Origin of the sequence: Bacillus sp. FSL K6-6038, from assembly GCF_038050455.1 — a bacterium.
In the GTDB taxonomy this organism is placed as follows: domain Bacteria; phylum Bacillota; class Bacilli; order Bacillales; family Bacillaceae_G; genus Bacillus_A; species Bacillus_A pseudomycoides.
Window position 1 is genome coordinate 1,907,579 of record NZ_JBBOUH010000001.1, and the last position, 23,122, is coordinate 1,930,700.

The 23,122-nt window shown below is 35.2% G+C and carries 23 protein-coding genes; all 23 read left to right on the forward strand.

Features of this window, described 5'->3' with window-relative positions; all coding sequences use genetic code 11:
* Positions 1–133 precede the first annotated feature (133 nt).
* The 23 genes from NSQ40_RS09745 to NSQ40_RS09855 all read left to right on the forward strand — a co-directional run bounded on the left by NSQ40_RS09745 (position 134) and on the right by NSQ40_RS09855 (position 23,030).
* The gene (locus NSQ40_RS09745) at positions 134–1,174 is read left to right on the forward strand and encodes a YheC/YheD family endospore coat-associated protein (protein ID WP_003206826.1); all 1,041 of its coding nucleotides are present in this window, start codon (positions 134–136) and stop codon (positions 1,172–1,174) included.
* Between the two features lie 54 nt (positions 1,175–1,228).
* The gene (locus NSQ40_RS09750; RefSeq protein WP_176523891.1) at positions 1,229–1,384 is read left to right on the forward strand and encodes a hypothetical protein; all 156 of its coding nucleotides are present in this window, start codon (positions 1,229–1,231) and stop codon (positions 1,382–1,384) included.
* A 553-nt stretch (positions 1,385–1,937) separates the two neighbouring features.
* Positions 1,938–4,082 (forward strand): DNA topoisomerase III, encoded by a 2,145-nt coding sequence (topB, locus tag NSQ40_RS09755; RefSeq protein WP_003196873.1) that lies wholly within the window; start codon positions 1,938–1,940, stop codon positions 4,080–4,082.
* Between the two features lie 970 nt (positions 4,083–5,052).
* The gene (fdhF, locus tag NSQ40_RS09760; protein ID WP_003206898.1) at positions 5,053–7,992 is read left to right on the forward strand and encodes a formate dehydrogenase subunit alpha; all 2,940 of its coding nucleotides are present in this window, start codon (positions 5,053–5,055) and stop codon (positions 7,990–7,992) included.
* A 15-nt stretch (positions 7,993–8,007) separates the two neighbouring features.
* Positions 8,008–8,490 (forward strand): DUF1641 domain-containing protein, encoded by a 483-nt coding sequence (locus NSQ40_RS09765; RefSeq protein ID WP_003196878.1) that lies wholly within the window; start codon positions 8,008–8,010, stop codon positions 8,488–8,490.
* 179 nt (positions 8,491–8,669) lie between these two features.
* Complete coding sequence (locus NSQ40_RS09770; protein ID WP_000041501.1) at positions 8,670–9,014, forward strand: DUF2294 domain-containing protein; 345 nt, start codon at positions 8,670–8,672, stop codon at positions 9,012–9,014.
* A 16-nt stretch (positions 9,015–9,030) separates the two neighbouring features.
* Complete coding sequence (gene fdhD / locus NSQ40_RS09775; RefSeq protein WP_033796071.1) at positions 9,031–9,828, forward strand: formate dehydrogenase accessory sulfurtransferase FdhD; 798 nt, start codon at positions 9,031–9,033, stop codon at positions 9,826–9,828.
* Between the two features lie 20 nt (positions 9,829–9,848).
* A complete protein-coding gene (gene moaA / locus NSQ40_RS09780) occupies positions 9,849–10,865 on the forward strand; it encodes a GTP 3',8-cyclase MoaA (protein ID WP_341286102.1) in 1,017 nt (338 codons plus the stop codon).
* A gap of 215 nt (positions 10,866–11,080) precedes the next feature.
* Positions 11,081–11,875 carry a formate/nitrite transporter family protein gene (locus tag NSQ40_RS09785; protein WP_029427105.1) on the forward strand — a complete coding sequence of 265 codons (795 nt, stop codon included), beginning with the start codon at positions 11,081–11,083 and terminating at the stop codon, positions 11,873–11,875.
* A gap of 63 nt (positions 11,876–11,938) precedes the next feature.
* Positions 11,939–12,955, forward strand: a complete 1,017-nt coding sequence (locus tag NSQ40_RS09790; RefSeq protein ID WP_003196886.1) for a molybdopterin-synthase adenylyltransferase MoeB — start codon at positions 11,939–11,941, stop codon at positions 12,953–12,955.
* An 18-nt stretch (positions 12,956–12,973) separates the two neighbouring features.
* Complete coding sequence (locus NSQ40_RS09795; RefSeq protein ID WP_097786833.1) at positions 12,974–14,269, forward strand: molybdopterin molybdotransferase MoeA; 1,296 nt, start codon at positions 12,974–12,976, stop codon at positions 14,267–14,269.
* Between the two features lie 170 nt (positions 14,270–14,439).
* The gene (locus tag NSQ40_RS09800; protein WP_097786832.1) at positions 14,440–14,904 is read left to right on the forward strand and encodes a molybdenum cofactor biosynthesis protein MoaE; all 465 of its coding nucleotides are present in this window, start codon (positions 14,440–14,442) and stop codon (positions 14,902–14,904) included.
* 4 nt (positions 14,905–14,908) lie between these two features.
* Positions 14,909–15,145, forward strand: coding sequence for a molybdopterin converting factor subunit 1 (moaD, locus tag NSQ40_RS09805; RefSeq protein ID WP_003196891.1), 237 nt, complete (start codon positions 14,909–14,911; stop codon positions 15,143–15,145).
* Between the two features lie 50 nt (positions 15,146–15,195).
* On the forward strand, positions 15,196–16,281 hold the full coding sequence (locus NSQ40_RS09810) for a P-loop NTPase (protein ID WP_003196895.1): 1,086 nt from the start codon (positions 15,196–15,198) through the stop codon (positions 16,279–16,281).
* Positions 16,282–16,313: 32 nt separating this feature from the next.
* Positions 16,314–16,535, forward strand: a complete 222-nt coding sequence (locus NSQ40_RS09815) for a hypothetical protein (RefSeq protein ID WP_003196897.1) — start codon at positions 16,314–16,316, stop codon at positions 16,533–16,535.
* A 553-nt stretch (positions 16,536–17,088) separates the two neighbouring features.
* Positions 17,089–17,442: an ArsR/SmtB family transcription factor gene (locus tag NSQ40_RS09820; RefSeq protein ID WP_003196899.1), complete on the forward strand. Its 354-nt coding sequence runs from the start codon at positions 17,089–17,091 to the stop codon at positions 17,440–17,442.
* A gap of 1 nt (position 17,443) precedes the next feature.
* Positions 17,444–17,884 (forward strand): hypothetical protein, encoded by a 441-nt coding sequence (locus tag NSQ40_RS09825; protein WP_003196901.1) that lies wholly within the window; start codon positions 17,444–17,446, stop codon positions 17,882–17,884.
* 142 nt (positions 17,885–18,026) lie between these two features.
* Positions 18,027–19,790, forward strand: coding sequence for a SulP family inorganic anion transporter (locus NSQ40_RS09830; protein ID WP_003196903.1), 1,764 nt, complete (start codon positions 18,027–18,029; stop codon positions 19,788–19,790).
* 43 nt (positions 19,791–19,833) lie between these two features.
* Positions 19,834–20,073, forward strand: a complete 240-nt coding sequence (dltC, locus tag NSQ40_RS09835) for a D-alanine--poly(phosphoribitol) ligase subunit DltC (RefSeq protein WP_003196905.1) — start codon at positions 19,834–19,836, stop codon at positions 20,071–20,073.
* Between the two features lie 127 nt (positions 20,074–20,200).
* The gene (locus NSQ40_RS09840) at positions 20,201–20,542 is read left to right on the forward strand and encodes a zinc ribbon domain-containing protein YjdM (RefSeq protein WP_003196906.1); all 342 of its coding nucleotides are present in this window, start codon (positions 20,201–20,203) and stop codon (positions 20,540–20,542) included.
* 347 nt (positions 20,543–20,889) lie between these two features.
* Positions 20,890–22,242, forward strand: coding sequence for a branched-chain amino acid transport system II carrier protein (gene brnQ / locus NSQ40_RS09845; protein ID WP_018765410.1), 1,353 nt, complete (start codon positions 20,890–20,892; stop codon positions 22,240–22,242).
* Between the two features lie 186 nt (positions 22,243–22,428).
* Complete coding sequence (locus NSQ40_RS09850; protein ID WP_003196910.1) at positions 22,429–22,848, forward strand: VOC family protein; 420 nt, start codon at positions 22,429–22,431, stop codon at positions 22,846–22,848.
* 14 nt (positions 22,849–22,862) lie between these two features.
* Positions 22,863–23,030, forward strand: coding sequence for a hypothetical protein (locus NSQ40_RS09855; RefSeq protein WP_003196912.1), 168 nt, complete (start codon positions 22,863–22,865; stop codon positions 23,028–23,030).
* The last annotated feature ends 92 nt before the right edge of the window (positions 23,031–23,122 follow it).

Genomic DNA, 23,122 nt, shown 5'->3' on the forward strand with positions numbered 1-23,122 from the left:
ATATAAAAATGGGACAAAGGTTGTTCTTAATCTTTTGGAAATTGGTTAAATGTGGAAAAAATATGAATATATATAAGTTGAATTTGATCTGTATGTTGAAAAAGAACTTTAGAAAGAGGGGAAGGGAACCAATATGACTATAATTGGTATGCTTCATCATCGAGAAGATCCAAGAAACGTAAGGAGAGCATATGCTTGTGCCGCTGTAGCAAAAGCTGAAGGTGTCAACTTCTTTTACTTTACCCCAGGGAAAGTAAAAATAGAAAATCAAACGATTTTAGGAAAAATCTATGAAAACGGCGAGTGGATTGAAAAAGAATTTTCTTTTCCCGATGTCATTTATAATGCAAGCGCTCCTGTTAGTGATAAAACTGAGAAAATCTTTGATTATCTATACGATAGGATTCCATTCACAAGTCATTCAATTGGAGATAAATTAAGTGTATATAACAGAATTAAAAAAGCAAAAGAGTTTGAACAATATCTTATTCCTTTTTATGAATTAACTAATGCTAGGAAGTTTTTTGACATGATTAAGCGCTATAAAAAAGTTATTATCAAACCGATGTCTGGGCATCAAGGTGGGGGCATCGTTTTTATTGAAAAATATGGGGTAGAGCATTACAAAATGAATGAGGCAGGGCAAGTCTCATCTATTAATGAAAAACAATTGTTAGACTTTATATCTCATAAAATACAAGAACAAGATTACCTAGTTCAACAATTTATTTCATGTCAAATGAAAACTGGTCATGTTTATGATTTCAGGCTGCATGTTCAAAGAAACGGAGAAGGAAAATGGGTCATTACTTCAATTTTTCCAAGGATAGGTCCATTGGGAAGCATTGTATCAAATATGGGTAGTGGTGGTTATAGCACGTATCTAGAAATTTTTTTAAAAACAGAGTTTGATGACAACTGGTACAATATTCAAAGGTATTTGGAGCGGTTTGCAGTAAGCTTTGTTAACCATTTTGATTCTTTATATGACAGTGTATCATTTGATGAATTAGGAATTGATGTTGGGATTGATGAGGACCAAAAATTGTGGTTGTTTGAAGTGAATTGGAGACCAGGTGCACCTAATATATTTAATCTTGAATTAGATGTAGTTAGAAATACGATTCACTATGCTAGATATTTAGCCAATAAATACAAACAAAATAGAGGATAAAAACAAGGGAAACGATAGGCAGATGCTTTTAAAAAAATCAATATTAGTGAAGAGATGATTGAGAATGTACTACATGGAAATCTATACAGTGGGATTGCAACGTATCCCAATCGTTTATTTGCTACTGGCTTTTTTGATAATATGGTATTGAACAGTATTGGAGTCCCTATTCAAAACAATGATCAACGATATACACTATTTTTTTGTTAATAACTGTATAAAATTTCTGATTAATTGTTAAAAGGTTAGGAACTTCAAGCACTATGGTAACTATTAATTGTCTTTATTATTATAAGATCAATGCAATTTTGATCATTTTTTATTTTTTTGTTTTTAAGGAAAAATATATATAAATAGGCGGCATGCAAAAACAAATTTTAGTGTAGAGTTGAAATAAAGTTAATATGCTTAAAATAAAGCCCCGGTGTTTGTAAAAAAGTTGCATGGTTTCATCCCTTTAGGTTCGAATATCTAAAGGGATGTTCTTATATCTAAGGGAAAAGGAACGGGTTCTCCGCAAAAGATGGTTTATTTGCATGGTTTTTCTTTGGATCTCCCGCACCCTATATGAATTCCATATCTTTATTAAATCTATGGTTTATATAGTCTCCTATTGTGAAGGTGTGAAGGTTAAGCGTATAATATTATAGGTCTAAAAAATATAAGATAAATTGTGAATGATAAAAATGATAGATATTTTTCATCACTTATAAAACAGAGATAAAATGAAAGTAGCATTGGAATTTAGATAGGGAGTTATAAAATGAAATTAATCATAGCCGAGAAACCAGATCAAGGTTTGGCCCTTGTTTCTCAATTTAAATATCGCCGAAAAGACGGCTATTTAGAAGTAGAAGCAAATGAGTTATTTCCAAATGGAGCTTACTGTACATGGGCAATTGGTCATTTGACGCAGTTATGTAATCCGGAACATTATCACGCTGAGTGGAAAAAGTGGTCACTCGATACATTACCAATGATTCCGGAACGTTTTCAATTTGAAGTTACAAAATCAAAGTATAAGCAATTTAATGTTGTGAAACAGCTGTTACATAATCCGCAAGTGACGGGAATTATTCATGCAGGCGATGCGGGGCGTGAAGGGGAATTAATTGTACGAAATATTATCAATCTTTGTAACGTGCAAAAACCGATGAAACGTCTATGGATCTCCTCCTTAACGAAGCAAGCGATTTATCAAGGATTTAAAAATTTACTTGATGAAGCAGATACAATCAATACGTACTATGAAGCATACACACGATCATGTGCCGACTGGGTGGTTGGGATGAATGCATCGCGTGTCTTTAGTATTTTGCTAAAGAAAAAAGGAATGAATGATGTGTTTTCGGCTGGCCGTGTACAAACGCCGACATTAGCTTTAATTGTGAAACGTGAAAAAGAAATAGAAAACTTTAAATCAGAGCCGTTTTGGGAAGTGTTTGCAACTTTTAATATAGAAGGAAAGAAATATGAAGGGAAATGGGAGAAAGATAATGAGTCCCGTTTAAAAGACCCTGATATGGCAAATAAAATTGCAGCATTTTGCCAAAATAAACCGGCTGAAGTAAAAGAAATGAAAACGGAGCGGAAGGAGTTTCAACCACCGTTTTTATTTAACTTATCATCACTGCAAGCAACAGCGAATAAAGCATTTAAGTTTTCACCAAAAAAGACTCTTGATATTACACAAGCATTGTATCAAAAAGGTATTGTGTCTTACCCACGTTCGGATTCTAACTATGTAACACAAGGAGAAGCAGCAACGTTCCCTGACATCTTACAAAAATTAAGCCAGTTTGAAGAATATAAAGAGTTATTACCAGCGCCGATTGAGTCCATTATGAATAATAAGCGATATGTGAATGAGAAAAAGGTTACAGATCACTATGCAATTATTCCAACAGAACAAGCGACAAATCCAAATAAACTATCTGGCGATGAAAAGAAAATTTACGATATGATTGTAAGGCGTCTTATTGCGGCTCATTATGAAGTTGCGATCTTTGACTATACAACAATTACAACACTTGTTGATAGCCGTGCTGAATTTATTTCAAAAGGGAAACAGCAAATTCAAGAAGGCTGGCGCAAAGTTATTTTCCAAGATGATAAAGAAGATGAAACCATTCTTCCAATCGTAGCAGAAGGCGAGCAAGGAAAAGTTGTAAAGGTGAAAGTGAAAGAAGGAAAAACACAGCCACCAAAGCGTTATACAGAAGGGCAGCTTATTACGCTAATGAAGACAGCTGGGAAATATTTAGAAAATGAAGAGCTAGAGAAAGTATTAAAAAAGACAGAAGGGTTAGGGACAGAGGCAACCCGTGCAGGCATCATTACAATGCTGAAAGATCGTAAGTATATTGATGTGAAGAAAAATCAAGTGTATGCAACAGATAAAGGAAAAGTATTAATTACCGCAATTGGTGATAAAATTTTAGCTTCTCCAGAAATGACTGCGAAGTGGGAACAGCGTCTTGCTGAAATTGGGGAAGGCATAGCTTCTCCAGCAACCTTTATGGAACAAACGAAAAAGCTATCAGCGAAAATTATTGAAGATGCGATTGAAATGTCTGAGAAATGGGACTTTACTGGATTACATGTTGAATCGATTGAACGTAAAGAATCGAAGTTTACAACAGGTAAAAAAGTAGGGAAATGTAAAAAATGTGATGGTGATATAATCGATAAATCAACTTTTTATGGGTGCTCGAACTATAATACAACACAATGTGATTTCACGATTTCAAAAAAAATATTAGGGAAAACAATATCGCAAAAGAATATGACTAAGTTATTAAAAGGTGAACAAACAGATTTAATTAAAGGTTTTAAGAAGAATGATAAAACTTTCGATGCGAAATTAGAGTGGAAAGAGAATAAAATCAATTTTGTGTTTGAGAAGTGAGAGTTGTCAGCTAATAAAAAAGTTCTTTACTAGGTAAAAAGGTTCTGTAGCAAGATGGAGTGCTTTTTTTCGTATATCTTGCGTCAAGACAATATAAGCCATTCAGAATAAGAATAACTATACAAAGGTTTTATTTGGGGAATTAATGTTCACGAATTAAAAAGGTATTTAACAAATAATAAAGCCATTTAAAAAATAATAAAATAGCATTGCACGTTGATTCTAATATAAAACAACGTGTGATATGAAGTATAACTTTGCATAAAATGCAGATGTATGCTTTCTTTTTGTTGTACAAAGATATGTTTCATCAAAGTTTGCTAATTCAAATTATGATTATAAAAAAGCTGGAGGATTTTTTATAAGAAATCCTTTAGCTTAATAAATAACCGTGTATTTAAAATTAAGTTACATTTATTTTTTTATGTGAGCTAATACTTATTATTAAGTGAACTTTTATTGCGAGAATAACAAAAATAAATAATTAGTCCTACAGCTATCAAAGAACTGAGTTTGACTCATCTGTAATATCTTGTTCCTCTGGTACTTTGGGAAAGCAAACAAAGCACGGTGAAGGCTGGATACAGGAACACTTATCCCTATGTTGAAACGGATGGAGACTGCAAAGTTAATTCACCGAAAGCTCAGTAGCATGCGTTGAATTATGCTTGTCAATGCATGGCTTCGTGATTAAACGAATATATCCAAACAAGTCAGAGCATTGAGTGCCGTGACTTTTTTATCATTTTTATATTGTGTATTTTTGGATTAAACGCTATAATTATAGTGTTAAAGATGGAATCGTGATATGACCTGTTATGAATCTATCATTTTACTTATGAATAAATGGATTGGTATTTTAGCAAGATGTGCTAATAAACTACTCCACCATGATGATAGCGTACCTATTAATTCGGTGCGTATATTTTCGTGGTGGAGTTTTTTTTATTCTCAAAAAGGGGGAAAGACCATGAATGACAGCATGGTTCATATTACAATTGACGGCAAAGAATATAGTGCTAAGCCCGGTTCAACTATATTAGGCATCATTAATGAGAACGGGATTGAACATCCACAAATCTGTTATGTGCCTGAAGTGGATCCTATTCAAACATGTGATACTTGTATTGTAGAAGTTGATGGAAAACTTGTGCGATCCTGCTCGGCAGTAGCAACGGACGGTATGAATATTGAGTTGTCCTCTATTAGTGCAAAGGCAGCACAAACGGAGGCGATGGATCGCTTATTAGAAAACCATTTACTTTATTGTACGGTCTGTGACAACAATAACGGGAACTGCAAATTGCATAATACGGCAGAATTAATGGAAATTGAGCATCAAAAATATCCTTACGAGCCAAAAGTAGATGCAAGTGAGGTTGATATGTCTCATCCATTTTATCGCTATGATCCTAATCAGTGTATTGCGTGCGGTCAATGTGTAGAGGTGTGTCAAAACTTACAAGTAAATGAAACGTTATCTATTGATTGGGAAGCGGAACGTCCTCGTGTTATTTGGGATGATGGAGTGGATATTAACGATTCTTCATGTGTTAGCTGCGGTCAATGTGTAACTATTTGCCCTTGTAATGCTTTGATGGAAAAATCGATGCTTGGTGAAGCTGGATTTATGACTGGGCTGAAGCCGGACATACTTGAGCCTATGGTTGATCTTATAAAAGAAGTGGAACCTGGATACAGTGGTATTTTCGCTATATCAGAAGTAGAAGCTGCGATGCGTGAAACTCGTACGAAGAAAACGAAAACAGTATGTACGTTTTGTGGTGTAGGGTGCTCATTCGAAGTGTGGACGAAGGGACGTAAAATTCTTAAAGTCCAACCAACTTCTGAAGCGCCGGTTAATGCAATTTCTACTTGCGTAAAAGGAAAATTTGGTTGGGATTTTGTAAATTCTGAAGAACGACTCACTAAGCCTTTAATTCGTAAAAATGGAACATTTGTTGAATCAACGTGGGAAGAAGCACTTGAATTAGTGGCAAATAAATTAGGATCTATTAAACAAGAGTACGGCAGTGGTTCTGTAGGTTTTATTTCTTCTTCTAAAATTACGAATGAAGACAACTATGTTATTCAAAAATTAGCTCGACAAGTATTCGAAACGAACAACATTGATAACTGCTCTCGTTATTGTCAATCGCCAGCAACAGATGGGTTATTCCGTACGATTGGTATGGGCGGAGATGCCGGAACGATTAAAGATATTGCACAATCAGGTCTTGTTATTATCGTTGGTTCAAATCCAACAGAAGGCCACCCAGTTTTAGCTACTCGTGTGAAACGTGCGCATAAACTTCACGGTCAAAAACTAATTGTTGCAGATCTTCGTAAAACCGAAATGGCAGAGCGTTCAGATATCTTTATTAGTCCAAAGCAAGGAACAGATCAAGTATGGTTAATGGCTGTTACGAAATATATGATTGATCAAGGTTGGCATGATCAACAGTTCATCGACGAGAATGTAAACTTCTTTGAAGACTTCAAAGATAGTCTTGCAGAATATACGCTTGAATATGCAGAAGAGATTACAGGCATTTCAAAAGAAACTCTCGTTAGAATGGCAGAAATGATTCGTGACGCAGATGGTACTTGTATTCTTTGGGGAATGGGTGTAACGCAAAATACGGGTGGTTCAGATACTTCCGCTGCGATTTCAAATTTACTTCTTGCAACAGGAAATTATCGTCGCCCAGGTGCTGGTGCATATCCGCTACGAGGTCATAACAACGTACAAGGTGCTTGTGATATGGGAACTCTCCCAGGCTGGCTTCCAGGATATCAGCACGTTACTGACGATGTAGAACGTGCGAAATTTGAAATAGCTTACGGGGTAAAAATTGATAACAAACCAGGTCTTAATAACATTGAAATGCTTCACGCAATTGAAGAAGAGAAAATGAAAGCAATGTATCTAGTTGGGGAGGATATGGCCCTTGTAGACTCTAACGCAAATCATGTACATGAAGTTTTATCAAGTCTTGAATTCTTTGTCGTTCAAGATGTTTTCCTTTCTAAAACTGCTCAATACGCCGATGTAGTGTTACCAGCAGCACCATCTCTTGAAAAAGAAGGTACTTTCACAAATACAGAGCGTCGTGTACAAAGGTTATATCAAGTTCTTCCAACGCTAGGTGATGCGAAACCAGATTGGTGGATCGTACAAGCGATTGCAAATAAATTAGGCGCAAATTGGAACTATAGTCATCCAAGTGAAATCTTTGCTGAAATGGCAAGTTTATCGCCACTTTTCGCACAAGCAAACTATGAAGTACTTGAAGGCTGGAATAGTTTCCATTGGGGAAGCTTTGAAGGAACGAATACGCCGCTTCTTTTCCAAGATGGATTTAACTTCCCAGACAAAAAAGCTCGTTTTGCGCTAGCTGATTGGGTACGTCCTGCTGAATTCCCAGCGGAATATGATCTTCACATTAATAATGGTCGTATGCTTGAACATTTCCATGAAGGTAATATGACAAATAAATCAACTGGTATTCAAACGAAAGTGCCTGGTGTATTCGTTGAAGTTTCTCCAGAACTTGCAAAAGAACGTGGAGTTAAAACTGGTTCGTTAGTGCGCCTTGTTTCTCCTTTTGGAGCACTTAAATTACGTGCACTTGTAACGGATCGCGTAAAAGAAAATGAGCTTTATTTACCGATGAACTCAACTGATAAAGAATCGGCGATTAATTTCTTAACTGGTCCGGCGGTCGATCAACGTACGAATACACCTGCATATAAACAAACGAAGGTTCGTATGGAAGTGTTACAAGTAGAAGGTGAAAATCCGATGCCAAAAGCGAATCCACGTAACAAAAAGCGTCATCCTCAAAATGGGATTGAGGTAAATCGTAAGTGGGCTCGTCCAGGATACGTACATTTAACGGATAACTAGGGAGGAGAAAAGAATATGGCAGCACCTATTAAGGCGATCCAGAAGCAGGGGCTAACTGAGGAAGAACAAAAGCAACAAAAGCTAGAAGATTTAAAAGAACTTCTAGCTAATAATGAAGAAGCTTTAAATCAAATGTTTAATATTGTAGGTGAACTGAATGATATTGGGATGCTGGAAGCTGCAAATTCTATGCTTAAAGCGAAAGAACCAATTGCAAAAATTGTTTTAGGACAAGTCACTCGTGAACCAGTTACAAATTTAATTAATAATATGATGGGCGCTGCAGGAGCTTTAACAGAGCTTAATCCGGAACTTACTAAAAAGCTTGTAGGTAGTGTATTAACAGGCATGGATGAAGGTAATCAGCATCTGCAAAGTAATAAAAAAGTAGGAATACTGGACCTTATGAAGGTACTTAAGGATCCGGATATTAACCGTGCTATCGGATTCGGTCTTCATTTCTTAAAAGGTATGGGTAAAGGGTTAAAAGACGAATAGGTAAGCAACAATAATATTATTTCATATGTTGTATGCATGTTTGAAATAATTCCAAAAGATGAGCCTTTTCGTTTAATTATTTGAGTGAATAATTTAGACGAAAAGGTCATTTTGTTAAAATATTTATGATGAAGTAGTATTTGAAAAGTATTATTAATGAATCGGGGAGGAATGCAAGTATGTCAAAAATGGTACATGAATTTAATGATATGATACGAAAACTTCGAAAAGATTTGTTCGGAAAAGGGCCGGAACGAATTCATACTGTATTTGCTGAGAATATGGCTATTGCCACACTTTATGGAAATTTGACACCTACTGAGAAATTCATTTCGGGAACTATGGATGGTGCGGAAATGGTTCATATGGCTCGAACGAAAATGATTCAGGAGGTTTATGCTGTCAATTCTCGTGAACATTTGGAGGAACTTGTTGGGGCAAAATTAGTTCATCTGTTTTCGGATATGAAAGTGGAAGAAGATATTGCAGTTTCAGTCTTTGTCTTTGATAAAAATATAACGTGAGAGAAGGATACTGATCGTGAAATCGATACAGGTGGAACGGGGAATTTTCCGTTATGAACAAGGGGAATTTAAACAAATAGAGGACAGCATTGTAACAGAGTTTCCAGTGACGGTTAAAATTAACGGACAGGAATTTGTTACAATGGTTAGTACTCCAGAGTATATTGAAGATATGGTAATAGGCTTTTTAGCCTCTGAAGGTATAATCCGAAAGTATGAAGATATTGATGAAATATGGGTACAGGAGAAAGAAGGATATGTACATGTAAAAACGACAAAAATCAATCCTTATTATCGTGATATCCAAAATAAGCGTTATATTACTTCATGCTGTGGAATGAGTAGGCAAGGATTTGTTTTCGCAAACGATGCGCTGACTGCGAAGAAGATGAATGATATTCGCGTAAAAGTATCTGCCGAGGATTGTTTTCGGTTAATGAATGATATGCAGCAATCTGCGTCTACTTTTCAACATACAGGCGGGGTTCATAATGCAGCTTTATGTGATGTGAATGGGATTGTTTTAAGCCGAATGGATATAGGAAGACATAACACTTTAGATAAAATTTACGGCTATTGTTTAAAAAACAACATTTCTATTGGTGATAAAATTATTGTTTTTAGTGGCCGTATATCTTCAGAAATTCTATTAAAAGTTGCGAAAATTGGTTGTGAAATCATATTGTCAAAATCCGCTCCAACTGAGTTAGCGCTGGAGCTAGCAGAACAGTTAGGGATTACTACAATAGGCTTTATTCGTAATGGATCCTTAAATGTATATACGCATCCAGAGCGGGTTGTAAATATAAAATAAGTAGAAGCGAGGCAATAAACATGAAATCTGTCACATTAGACAAATTGCACCGTCCTTTAAAGGATTTACGTATTTCTGTTACTGACCGCTGTAATTTTCGCTGTCGATATTGTATGCCAGAGGAAATATTTGGTCGTGATTATTCTTTTTTGTCTAATGATAAAATTTTATCTTTTGATGAAATTGAAAGGGTAGCGCGTATTTTCGTTTCTTTAGGTGTAAGAAAGTTGCGTATTACTGGGGGAGAGCCTTTACTTCGGAAAAATCTTTCTGAATTAATACAGCGACTTAACAAAATTGATGGAGTAGAGGATATCGGTTTAACGACAAATGGATCACTACTTAAGAAGTTTGCTCCTGATTTATATAAGGCGGGTTTATCACGTGTGACAGTTAGTTTGGATTCTTTAGATGAAGAGCGTTTCTCTTATTTAAATGGGAATAGAAGTAAAGTGAAAACGGTCCTTGCAGGAATACAGGCTGCAGCGGAAGTCGGAATGAAAATTAAAATGAACATGGTTGTTCAAAAAGGAAAAAATGAGCAAGACATCGTTCAGATGGCACAATACTTTAAAGAGAATAACCATATCTTGCGGTTTATTGAATATATGGATGTCGGAAATTATAACGGCTGGGAATTAGGTGAGGTAGTCTCTAAGCAAGAAATATTAGAGATGATTCATAAAGTTATGCCGCTTGAACGAATTGAAGCGAACTATCCTGGTGAAGTTGCTACTCGCTATCGTTATATCGGTAGCGATGAGGAAATAGGAATTATTTCATCTGTAACAGATTCTTTTTGTTCATCATGTACAAGAGCTCGTATTTCTGCAGAAGGAAAATTATATACTTGTTTGTTTGCTTCTAAAGGAAATGATCTTAGGGAATTACTTCGCTCTGGATATACCGATGAGGAGATTACTGATGTTATTCGTGACATTTGGAATAATCGTTCAGATTGCTATTCAGATGAACGGCTAAGTAATACAAATAAAAAAGCATTGCCGAAAATTGAAATGTCGCATATTGGTGGTTGAGAAATCACTATGACAGAAGGCTGTTCGTAGCTTCTTTTTGTTAAAGTAAGTAGTGGAAAGTGTGCAAGTTTTGCAGATTTTCTATTTTATAGTAAAAGTGATGATTGATATCTCTGTAAGAGAAATGCAGGGAGATTAAGCAGCATTCAAAAATCCTTATTATGTTAAGGGTTTTTGAAGCTGCTTTTTTAATTGGAAAAATGGAGGAATTGGTTATGTCATTTCATAAACCGGAACAAATCGCTGAGCTTGTGATTGAATCCGGTGTTCAAAAGGTAAGGCAATCGCTATCCGCAATGCTTATTCTTGGATTTTTAGGAGGAGCATTCATTTCGTTAGGATTTTTGCTTAATATTCGCGTTCTAGGTAATGTACCTCAGCAATGGGGAAGTTTAGTAAATTTTATAGGAGGAGCGGTTTTTCCTATAGGTCTTATGCTCGTAGTCTTAGCAGGAGGAGAATTAATTACGGGAAACATGATGTCACTGTCCATGGCACTTTATGCACGAAAAATTTCATTGAAAAATGTGTTGAATAACTGGGTTTGGATAACTTTAACTAACTTTGTTGGTGCACTTTTCGTAGCTTATTGTTTCGGCCACCTTGGCGGGCTAACAGAGGGGGCGTATTTAAATAAAACAATCGCGATAGCTCAAGATAAGTTACATGAATCGTTTGGGAGAACGTTAATTTTAGCAATTGGTTGTAACTGGCTCGTTTGCCTTGCGATTTGGTTAGCTTATGGAACGAACGATTTGATTGGAAAGATTGTTGGAATTTGGATTCCGATTATGGCCTTTGTAGTAATTGGATTTCAGCAAGTAGTAGCAAATATGTTTGTTATTTCAGCAGTTATTTTTGCTGGTCATCTTACGTGGATGGATCTTGCTAAAAACTTTGTTCCTGTCTTTATCGGAAATGTAATTGGTGGAGCTGGATTTGTTGGGTTTGCTTATTTTTCTTGTTATCAGAAACAAAGTGCTACAGAGAAAGATGTATTGAGAAAATGATCGAATATGAAGCATGTTTTTTTAATTAAATGATGAGTATGTACATGAAAGGAAGGCTATCTAATGATAGAGCGGTATTCACGTCAACAGTTGTTCACTCCTATTGGAAGTAAAGGACAAGAGAAGATTAGAAATAAGCATGTGTTGATTGTGGGGGCAGGTGCATTAGGAAGTGCAAGTGCAGAAGCGTTTGTTCGTGCAGGTATTGGAAAGTTAACGATTATTGATCGTGATTACGTAGAATGGAGTAATTTACAGCGACAACAGCTTTATGTTGAACAAGATGCGATAGAAAAATTACCAAAAGCAATTGCAGCTCAAAATCGGTTGAAACAAATCAATTCAGAGGTACAGATTAATGCTTTCGTGATGGATGCAAGAATAGAAAATATGGAAGCTTTGTTAGGCGATGTCGATATAATCATTGATGCAACAGATAATTTTGATATTCGATTTGTGATAAATGACCTATCACAAAAATATGATATTCCGTGGATTTATGGTTCTTGTGTCGGGGGGTATGGCATGAGCTATACGATTATTCCAAAGAAAACACCGTGCTTACATTGTGTACTTAAAAGTGTTCCAGTTACAGGAGCGACGTGTGACACAGTTGGAATTATTAGTCCCGCTGTCCAAATAGTGGCAGCGTATCAAGTGGCAGAAGCATTCAAAATTTTAGTGGAAGATTTCGCAGCAATTAGAAAAACCTTTTTAATGTTTGATATATGGAGTAATCAACACCATTCCATCAAACTAGAAAAAATAAAAACAGACAATTGTCCTTCGTGCGGAACGCATAGGATTTATCCTTATTTATCTTATGAAAATCAAACGAAGACAGTTGTTTTATGCGGGAGAAATACGGTTCAAATTAGACCGATGCATAATAGTCGTTACAATTTTGACCAGTTAGAAAAACAATTAAAAAAACACGGGAAAGTAGATCGAAACCCGTATTTGCTTTCTTGCCAACTAGAGGATTATCGTGTGGTCATTTTCCAAGATAGTCGTGTATTTATTCACGGGACAAATGAAATTCAAAGAGCAAAACAAATATACTATCGTTTATTAGGTTAACAGAATGGATGGGTAATTATGGAAAAGAGAATACCGATTGCAGTTGGAGAGGCCGTCCATAAAGTAATGGAATTTGCCAATCGTGGTTTAAAAGAACTACTGCCACTTGAACTAGCTTATGGGCGTACATTAGCAGAGGATTTAATAGCTGATCATGATGTTCCTTCCTTCGATCGCTCACCATATGATGGATTTGCTATTAGGGCAGAAGATACTGCCTGGGCAAGTTATGAGAATCCAATTTTGTTCGAAGTAATTGGCGAAATTGGGGCAGGTTCCATATTTCCTCAAGAGGTAGGTCAATTTCAAGCAGTTCGAATCATGACGGGGGCACAAATTCCAAAAGGATGTAATGCAGTTGTGATGCTGGAACTGACCCGTCAATATGAGGATGTCGGTAAAGCCTATATGGAAGTGAAACGCTCATTCAAAAAAGGAGAAAATATTTCCTTTCAAGGTGAAGATACACGTAAAGGGACAATTCTTGCGAAGAGAGGTTCTTACATTAATCCAGGTATTTCAGCTCTCCTTGCTACATTTGGTTACAGCGAAGTGCCAGTTGCAAAAAAGCCTGTAGTTGGAGTATTGGCGACTGGGAGTGAGCTTCTTGATGTAAATGAATTACTACAACCTGGGAAAATTCGAAATAGTAATACGTACATGATATTGTCCCAAATTCGAAGAGCAGGGGGAAGAGTGAAATACTTTGGTAAGTTTAGTGACGATTTTGATACGTGCCACGCAGCCGTAAAAGAAGTGTTAAGTCAAGTGGATATGTTAATCACAACCGGTGGTGTTTCGGTAGGGGATTATGATTATTTGCCAGCTATATACGAAAAATTAGGGGCATCGGTTCTTTTTAACAAAGTTACAATGCGGCCAGGTAGCGTCACGACCGTAGCACAATTAAATAAAAAACTATTATTTGGGTTATCAGGTAATCCTTCTGCTTGTTATGTAGGCTTTGAGTTATTCGTAAGACCTAGCATTCGTACCTATATGTTTAGTGAAAAGCCACATTTAAAAAAAGAAAAAGCATTACTAGGAGAAGATTTTTTAAAACCTAATCCATTTACAAGATTTGTACGAGCAAAGCTCAAATATAACGAAGGACAAGTAATCGCCTATCCATCAGGGTTTGATAAGTCTAGTGCGGTTTCTTCATTAGCTGAATCAAACGCTTTTATCGTACTCCCAGGCGGTACAAGAGGATATAAGAAAGGGATGTTCGTAGATGTTCTCTTATTAGAAGATAATCAAGGCAGTGAATGGCCTTGGATCAATATTATTCCATCCTATAAAGTGAAACTTTAATCAGTGGGGGATGGCCCCCCACTGATTATTAGTTGAACCAATCAGGCTTTTACGGGCAGTTGATCTCCCACCTAACCTTTTTGTTTTCGCTGAGTTTTGAGGTGGAGTCTTACTGCACGCAAATAGCGGGATAAATAATAGAGCTTTAAAACAAGAGGAGGATCATGTTGATGGGACAAGTATTATTTGAAATTGTAGCTACTCCTATTTTAGTCGAAGAAGTAACGAATAAGGTAGTAAGAAGAGAAGCAGGTGCTATTACAACCTTTATTGGAACAGTAAGAGAATTGACAAAGGGAAAAAGAACTTTGCATTTAGAGTATGAAGCGTATAAACCAATGGCAATAAAAATGCTTACTCAAATTGGTGAAGAAATTAAGAAGAATTGGCCGGGCGCAAAGATAGCAATTACACATCGAGTGGGACGACTAGAAATAATGGATATTGCAGTTGTAATTGCAGTGTCGTCGCCGCATCGTAAAGTTGCCTATGAAGCGAATGAATACGCAATTGAACGCATAAAGCAAATCGTCCCAATTTGGAAAAAAGAATTTTGGGAAGATGGAACAAAGTGGATTGGAGATCAGCTCGAAAATACGCCGTACCCGGAAGGGGAACCAAAGAAGGAAGAGTGAGAAGATGATTACAATTTTACTGTTCGCAAATTTGCGAGAGGAAGTCGGCTCAGACCAATTAGTAATAATAGAAAAACAAAAGATTAGTGTTCATCAATTAAAAGAATGGCTTAAAGATAGTTATCATTTACAATCGTTGGATAGAGTCATGGTGGCTATCAATGAAGAATTTGTAACTGACGAACATATTGTAAAATCCGGAGATGACGTTGCGTTTATCCCACCTGTAAGTGGAGGATAATGTTGTTTGTACTAAAAATTATCAAATAAAAATGAAAAGGACTGAGATTTATGCTTACTCATGAACAAATTATGAAAGTTCTAAGCCATGTTCAGGATCCAGAGTTGCACAAAAGTATCGTGGAATTAAACATGGTAAGAAATATTCAAATTGATGGCACACATATTTACCTTGAAGTTATTTTAACGATTCAAGGTTGTCCATTAAAGGCAAAAATTCAACAAGATATTGAAGACTCTCTTCGGAACATTGGGGCCTCTAAGGTGTCTTTGACTTTCGGCTCCATGACACCGGAAGAACGAGCTGCATTAACAGAAACTTTAAAGAAAAATTCTAGAACGGAAACCGGCATGCCTAGTATATTGCGACCAGATTCAGGTGTACGTTTTATTGCTGTGACAAGTGGAAAAGGTGGAGTCGGAAAATCAACTGTGACGATTAACCTTGCTACTGCTTTAGCCCGTATGGGGAAAAAGGTTGGGATTTTAGATGCAGATATATATGGATTCAGTATCCCTGCTATGATGGAAGCTAATCAAAAGCCAATAATGATAGATCAGACAGCGATTCCGGTCGTTAGCCACGACGTTAAAATTATGTCAATGGGATTTTTTACAGAGGGTAATAACCCAGTTATGTGGCGAGGGCCAATGTTAAACAAATGGATTCAAAATTTCATTGCCAATACTCATTGGGGAGAATTAGATTATCTTCTTCTTGATTTGCCTCCTGGTACAGGAGATGTCGCGATTGATGTGGCTGCGATGATTCCTCATGCGAAGGAAATTATAGTTACGACTCCTCATAGTGTAGCTTCGTTTGTTGCTTCCAGAGTAGGGGTAATGGCAAAGCATACAAAACACGATATTTTAGGTATCGTTGAGAATATGGCATATTATGAGGAACAAGATGGTTCAAGAAATTATCTCTTTGGGAAGGGTGGCGGCGAAATGTTAGCAGAACAACTGCAAACAGAAGTGAAGGCACAAATACCTTTTGCAAAGCCTGAAGAAAATAAAGGTTCGTCCGTATATGACGAAGATTCGCTTGTTGGAGAGATGTTTACATCTTTAGCTCAAGATCTTATCTACAAATGGAAATTAAATATCAACATAGTAAAAGAACGGAACTTTTAAAAGAGAGGGATATAAGGAGGGATTTTAATAGAATGTGTAATATAGATCATTCTTTTGAAGATGTAATCAATAAACTTGAAACGCAGCAATGTTTTTTATCCGAATTTTTGGTTAAAGACTTACATGAATTTCTAAAAAGCAATCATTCACAGAAAATATTAAATGAAATATTTCACCTTTTAAAAAAGTACGACCTAGCAGCTAAAGAAGAACGGGAGAAAAGAAATGAAAAATTAATGTTACTTATAAGTTAATTAATAGAATTTACAGCAGTATTTAACTTGTGTTTTCTTTAGTTAGCTTTTCGGAAAGGGTGAATCTTATGGATATTAAAAAGTAAAAGATAAAAAATTTTTTACTAAATGAGTTATTATAAAATGCATGAAAAAAGCATGACAGCGAAATGTCATGCTTTTCTTGTTAGGCAACAAATGAGGGTAGAAGAAACGTGGCAAAGTCAAATTTGAATATATACTGTCCTCATTTTAAAACTTCACATCATTAAGGATGCGAGGTTTTTTCGTTTGAAATATTTCACTCAGAGGGAATTATAAATGAGAATAGACGCAATGATTTAAAAGAAAATAATGGATAAATTGTTTGTCTCAATTCCTATCAAACTAATACTAAAAACCTTATCGAATTAAAATAAGGAACTTTGTTCTGGTACAAAAAACAGTTAGGTTTTTAAAGTTTCAAAATTTATATTGAAACTTGTAAGTTTTAGAAGTATCATATACATATTCAAACATTTGAAGATGTATATGATGATTTTTCAAATTAAGGATAAATAACGGAGGCGTTTGAATGGGAAACGAAATGCAACAATTTAAAGCTGATTTTTTTAAAGCCTTATCACATCCTTTGCGAATAGGTATTCTTGAATTATTATCAGAGGGCGAAAAAAGCGTAAATGAAATGCAAACGATTCTTAATAAAGAAGGTTCAGCTGTTTCTCAACAACTTAGTGTACTACGCTCAAAGAACATTGTTGTTGGTACGAAAGACGGAAAACGAGTTTTATATTCCTTGCGAGATCCTATGATTGTGGATTTACTGGTAGTTGCTAAGAAAATTTTTAACAACCATTTAATCGATACAATTTCAATGTTAGAAGAGTTGGATGAAACAGAACGTGAAGTGATGAGTAAGGAGGATTAGATTGAGTATTGAAGTTAAGAAAGAGGATATTATTCAATACGGAATGGAACTATTTCGCTCAATAGGAGCTCATCACGTTTGTAAAGTTTGTATTGAAAGTGGGAATTCTTGTTGTTTTTTATGCCAACATTTGCAAGAAGGAGTAGGATGTCAAAAGAGAAATACGGCTTGCACAGCTTGGCTATGTGGGATGCAATGTTTTTTATTTGATCAAATCGGAATATTGGACGAGTGGAATCGTTTCTGGAATGAAGTTCCAGGGCAAATGTTTCGTAGAGATATTACCCCAGATATAGTAAAGGTTACATCGTTTATAGATATGAAAAAATTAAATAATCGAGATGGATTACTTTTAGCAGAAAGGTTAAAATCCTACATGCAAGAAGGTGGAGACATAGGGAAATTAGAACGACATTTAAGCAAAACGTATAGCCAATACTAGGCTGATATTTTCTTGTAACGAGATAAAGAACTCTTGTACAAAAGTATGAAACATACATTTAGGATTCAAATTTATCACAAGAAAATATTCTTTCAGAAGAAAAGAAGCAAGATTTATTAAAAATAGAAAAGAAGGTTTTGTAATGAAAGGGTTATTTACAGGAAGGTTTGAAGGATATTCATTAGGACATTTTCAAAAGGATCTTCTTTCTGGAATGATTGTCGGAGTTGTCGCGATTCCACTTGCTATGTCTTTTGCTATAGCTTCTGGCGTTAAGCCGGAGTATGGAATTTATACAACATGTATTGCCGGGATACTCGTTTCGTTATTTGGTGGTTCAAAGTATCAAATTGGAGGGCCTACAGGTGCTTTTGTTCCAATTCTTTTAGGGATTGTAATTACCTATGGGTATGAAAATTTACTACTGGCCGGTTTATTAGCCGGAATTATCTTATGCCTTATGGGAATTTTTAAACTAGGATCTTTAATTAAATTTATCCCGCGCCCTGTAACAATTGGTTTTACATCAGGTATTGCTGTTAGTATCTTTACGGGACAAATTGCTAGTTTTTTAGGTCTAACAGGTATAAAAAAGCATGAGGCATTTATAGCAAATCTAAATGAAATCTTTATCCATATTGATACCATCAATTTTTATAGTATTATAACTGCTTTGATTTGCCTTTTTGTTATATTGATAACACCAAAGATTTTTCCAAAAGTACCTGGTTCATTAGTAGGTGTTGTTATTTCAACTATAATTGCTGCTGTATTTTTCTCAGGGCATATACCTACTATTGGCACAGCGTATGGTACGATTCCAAATACACTTCCTCATTTTGCTATACCAGAAGTTACATTAGAGCGGGTACAACAGTTAATTGGTCCAGCATTTGTTATTGCAATGCTGGGTGGTATTGAATCCCTTTTATCTGCTGTCGTAGCAGATGGTATGACAAATAGTAAACACAACAGTAATAAAGAACTGTTTGGTCAGGGTATTGCTAATATTGTTACACCGTTATTTGGAGGGATTCCTGCAACTGGAGCGATTGCTCGCACAGCAACCAATATCAAAAGTGGAGCCGTATCTCCGATGTCAGGTGTGATTCATGGGGGATTTGTGTTATTTACGCTTCTATTGTTAGCTCCATATGCTTCGCATATTCCTCTTGCTAGTATGGCTCCCATTTTAATGGTAGTAGCTTGGAATATGAGTGAGCAAAAACACTTTGTTCACATACTGAAAATGAAGACAGGGGATTCCCTTGTATTACTTGTAACTTTTTTACTCACTGTATTTACTAGTTTGACAACTGCTGTGGAAATCGGTCTTATTTTAGCTATTATTTTGTTTACAAAACGTATGAGCAATATGCTCGTTATATCTAAAGTGCTTCCTGATCACACAAAAAAGAACGAAAAATTGCTACCACATGTGGTAAGTAAAGCTCATGATTGTCCGCAAATTAGTATTTATACAATAGAAGGTCCGTTATTTTTTGGTGCTGCTCAGACGTTTGAACAAAACATTTTAGCAACCATTCATTATAAACCTAAAGTTTTAATTTTACGTATGGGAAAAGTTCCTTTTATTGATACAACAGGAGAATCATACTTTAGGAATATTGTCCAGCATTTTAAAAAACAAGGTGGCGTACTTCTCATTTCGGGAGTTCAATCAGAGTTAAAAACAACTCTAGACAAGAATGGATTATACGCTGAGATTGGAGAAGAAAACTTTTTTGATCATACAGGAGAAGCGATTAACTACGCTCTAGAGCATTTAAATACGAAAAAATGTATAGGGTGTAAGCATTTCGCTTTTCGTGAATGTACCGGGCTTTCTCAGCAATCCCAGGAAGGGAATACAATAAATAATAAAGCTAATGCACTAGATTTTTAAGAAGAAATGTATTATAAATCATGGATATAAAGGAGAATAAATAATGTCTGAATTTCAAGATCAAGTATTAAACATTTTAGAAGAAGTATGTGAAAATGATATCGTAAAAGATAACCCAGATGTGCAATTATTTGAAGAAGGGATTTTAGATTCTTTTGGTACGGTATCTTTATTAGTAGAATTTCAAGAACGTTTAAACATTGAAGTATCTATCTCTGATTTTGATCGCGATGAATGGGCGACACCAAACATGATTATTAAGAAATTGAAAGAAATTCGATAAAAATAGAAGTTTGAGAAATGGATAAGAAACAGTTTAACTTCGTAATTGTTTTTCTTATGAAGTCGTAAAAAGGAAATTGAAAATAATTCATATATATTAGAATGATAACAAGTGGAGGAAATAAAATATGTCTAATTTACCAAATTGTCCTAAATGTAATTCGGAATACACTTATGAAGATGGGAATCTTTTCGTATGCCCAGAATGTGCTCATGAGTGGACTTTAGAATCAGAAACTGAAAATAGTGAAGATACAAAGGTAATCAAAGATGCAAATGGAAATGTACTAAACGATGGTGATTCTGTAACAGTCATCAAAGATCTTAAAGTAAAAGGAACTTCATCAGTTATAAAAATCGGTACAAAAGTAAAGAGTATCCGCTTAGTTGATGGAGATCATGATATTGATTGTAAAATTGATGGTTTTGGAGCAATGAAATTAAAATCTGAATTTGTTAAAAAGATATAAATGTTGCTTTGTAATAAAAGATAAAAAATCTTTACTACTTGGAAAACATGTTGATTTCGCTATTTATTAGTAAAGAACTGTTTATATAACGATAGAGGGAAGGTGTTGTGATGATACGCAACACCTTCTTAAATATTGATGCGGAATTATATAATAACAGGAAAATTGAGTCTCTATTAATATTTGTATATCTAAAAAAAAAGAAAAGTTCGAAAATAGTATTGCAATATATTATCCTTGGGACTATAATAAATGAACAGAATACTTAACTTTTAAGTTAAATATTCAGAATCTTCAATTAGTTAAATTTGGAAATGAGATACGTTATTTTTAATGGAGGTTTTATGATGACGAACAAAGTACCATTTTCGTTCATAGTAGTTATTGGATTAATGTTGTTTGCTCTCTTTTTTGGGGCAGGAAATTTAATTTTCCCTGCGATGCTTGGACAATCAGCGGGAACGAACGTTTGGTCAGCGAATGCAGGATTTTTAGTGACTGGAGTTGGACTACCGTTACTTGGTGTATTAGCATTTGGAATTTCAGGTAAAGAGGATTTACAATCGCTGGCAAGTCGTGTTCATCCTGTTTTCGGTGTTGTGTTTACAACAGTTTTGTATTTAGCAATTGGTCCTTTGTTTGCTATACCGAGAACGGGTAATGTTTCCTTTGAAATTGGTGTTAAACCTTTTGTACCAGAAAGTTTAGGTTCTATGCCTTTAATCATTTTTACAATTATATTCTTTAGCATTACATGTTTTTTTTCGCTCAATCCTGCGAAAATTGTCGATATTGTTGGGAAAATCTTGACGCCAATCAAATTAACGTTCATTGGAATTTTAGTAATTGTTGCTTTTATTCACCCAATAGGGGATATGCAAGCACCTGTTGAAAATTATACATCTCACGCATTCTTTAAAGGTTTTCAAGAAGGATACTTAACAATGGACACGCTTGCATCTTTCGTATTTGGCATTATTATCATTAATGCTATTAAAGAAAAAGGTGCGAAGACGAAAAAACAAATTATGGTTGTTTGTGCAAAAGCAACAATTATTGCAGCAACGACATTAGCGATTATTTATACAGCGCTTTCTTATATGGGAGCTTCAAGCGTAGCGAAGCTTGGACATTTAGATAATGGAGGAGCAGTGTTAGCGAAGGTTTCAAATTACTACTTTGGTTCATATGGCGGAATACTGTTAGGATTAATGATTACAGTAGCTTGTTTAACGACTAGTGTAGGGCTTGTCTCAGCATGTTCTTCATTTTTCCATAAATTATTTCCAAAGGTATCTTACAAAAAAATCGCGATTATGTTATCTGTGTTTAGTGCAATTGTTGCGAATGTAGGATTAACACAATTAATTGCTATTTCTGTTCCTGTATTAACAGCTATATATCCATTAGCAATTGTATTAATCTTCTTAACGTTTTTACATCCATTATTTAAAGGGAGATCAGAAGTTTATCAAGCAAGCTTACTTGTAACATTTATTATAAGTTTATTTGATGGACTTGGTGTAGCTGGAGTAAATATTCAAGTAGTTAATCAGCTGTTCACTCAAATTCTTCCGATGCATGAAGTAGGGCTCGGATGGATTTTCCCAGCTATTATTGGTGGACTTATTGGATATGGGATTAGTTATTTACGAATGAAAAGTGAAATTCATTCTAACGTAGCGAGAGTAAATAAGTAGTTATATGTACCAAAAAAAGTTATAGAATTCGTTTCTATAACTTTTTTATTATTATAGGAGATGAATAGCGAGAGTTTTTATAATAATTTAGATGTATAATAAATATAGAGATCTGGATCATTCATAGATGGCAATTTGATTAGATGTCTTTTATAAAAGAAGTAAAATGAATCTAGGAGAAACGAAATGAATAAAAAAATTGATCATATTGGTATTGCTGTTCGTGATATAGATAGTAGTATACGTTTTTATGAAAAAGTCTTATCAGGAACATTAATAGATCGTTACATAAGTGAAGCGATAGGTGTTGAGAGTGAAGTGGCTATTCTTGAAGTGAACGGAGATAGAATTGAGTTACTTGCGCCGACGAATAATACAACTTCGCCAATTGCTAGGTTTATAAAGCAAAAAGGAAAAGGCGTACATCACATTGCTTATCGTGTAGATAATTTGGATCAAGCTTTAGAAGAATTAAAACAACAAGGAATTCGAACGTTGGAGCATACACTCCGTATAAACAAGCATGGTAGAAGATTAATTTACCTCAATCCAGCAGATACAGAGGGGACAATTATCGAATATTGTGATTACCCAGAGGAACAATAATTTGTATATGAAGTGTGATAAAAGGTGTCGCGGCAGCAAGTTTAGAAGCCTGGACAATCGCGACAACACTTACTGCAGTAACGCATCGATTAGATAGAGTAGGTTGTATAATATTGATTAAAAAACAAAAAGGTGTTACGCATTGGCGTAATACCTTTTTTGTGAGGAATTACGCTGTATGAAAGTGGATTTCACACTTTCTTCACAAATGATTCACTGTTTCTTTTCGTTTTTAAAAACTTATATTTATATATTATATGTTATAATCGTAACT

Coding starts and splice junctions, on each gene's coding strand:
- NSQ40_RS09810 (WP_003196895.1), top strand. CDS start 15,196: ATGCTTACTCATGAACAAATTATGAAAGTTCTAAGCCATGTTCAGGAT.
- dltC (WP_003196905.1), top strand. CDS start 19,834: ATGTCTGAATTTCAAGATCAAGTATTAAACATTTTAGAAGAAGTATGT.
- moaD (WP_003196891.1), top strand. CDS start 14,909: ATGATTACAATTTTACTGTTCGCAAATTTGCGAGAGGAAGTCGGCTCA.
- NSQ40_RS09850 (WP_003196910.1), top strand. CDS start 22,429: ATGAATAAAAAAATTGATCATATTGGTATTGCTGTTCGTGATATAGAT.
- moaA (WP_341286102.1), top strand. CDS start 9,849: ATGAAATCTGTCACATTAGACAAATTGCACCGTCCTTTAAAGGATTTA.
- NSQ40_RS09770 (WP_000041501.1), top strand. CDS start 8,670: ATGTCAAAAATGGTACATGAATTTAATGATATGATACGAAAACTTCGA.
- NSQ40_RS09800 (WP_097786832.1), top strand. CDS start 14,440: ATGGGACAAGTATTATTTGAAATTGTAGCTACTCCTATTTTAGTCGAA.
- NSQ40_RS09815 (WP_003196897.1), top strand. CDS start 16,314: ATGTGTAATATAGATCATTCTTTTGAAGATGTAATCAATAAACTTGAA.
- topB (WP_003196873.1), top strand. CDS start 1,938: ATGAAATTAATCATAGCCGAGAAACCAGATCAAGGTTTGGCCCTTGTT.
- fdhF (WP_003206898.1), top strand. CDS start 5,053: ATGAATGACAGCATGGTTCATATTACAATTGACGGCAAAGAATATAGT.
- NSQ40_RS09745 (WP_003206826.1), top strand. CDS start 134: ATGACTATAATTGGTATGCTTCATCATCGAGAAGATCCAAGAAACGTA.
- NSQ40_RS09795 (WP_097786833.1), top strand. CDS start 12,974: ATGGAAAAGAGAATACCGATTGCAGTTGGAGAGGCCGTCCATAAAGTA.
- brnQ (WP_018765410.1), top strand. CDS start 20,890: ATGACGAACAAAGTACCATTTTCGTTCATAGTAGTTATTGGATTAATG.
- NSQ40_RS09790 (WP_003196886.1), top strand. CDS start 11,939: ATGATAGAGCGGTATTCACGTCAACAGTTGTTCACTCCTATTGGAAGT.
- NSQ40_RS09820 (WP_003196899.1), top strand. CDS start 17,089: ATGGGAAACGAAATGCAACAATTTAAAGCTGATTTTTTTAAAGCCTTA.
- NSQ40_RS09750 (WP_176523891.1), top strand. CDS start 1,229: ATGATTGAGAATGTACTACATGGAAATCTATACAGTGGGATTGCAACG.
- NSQ40_RS09785 (WP_029427105.1), top strand. CDS start 11,081: ATGTCATTTCATAAACCGGAACAAATCGCTGAGCTTGTGATTGAATCC.
- NSQ40_RS09765 (WP_003196878.1), top strand. CDS start 8,008: ATGGCAGCACCTATTAAGGCGATCCAGAAGCAGGGGCTAACTGAGGAA.
- NSQ40_RS09840 (WP_003196906.1), top strand. CDS start 20,201: ATGTCTAATTTACCAAATTGTCCTAAATGTAATTCGGAATACACTTAT.
- NSQ40_RS09830 (WP_003196903.1), top strand. CDS start 18,027: ATGAAAGGGTTATTTACAGGAAGGTTTGAAGGATATTCATTAGGACAT.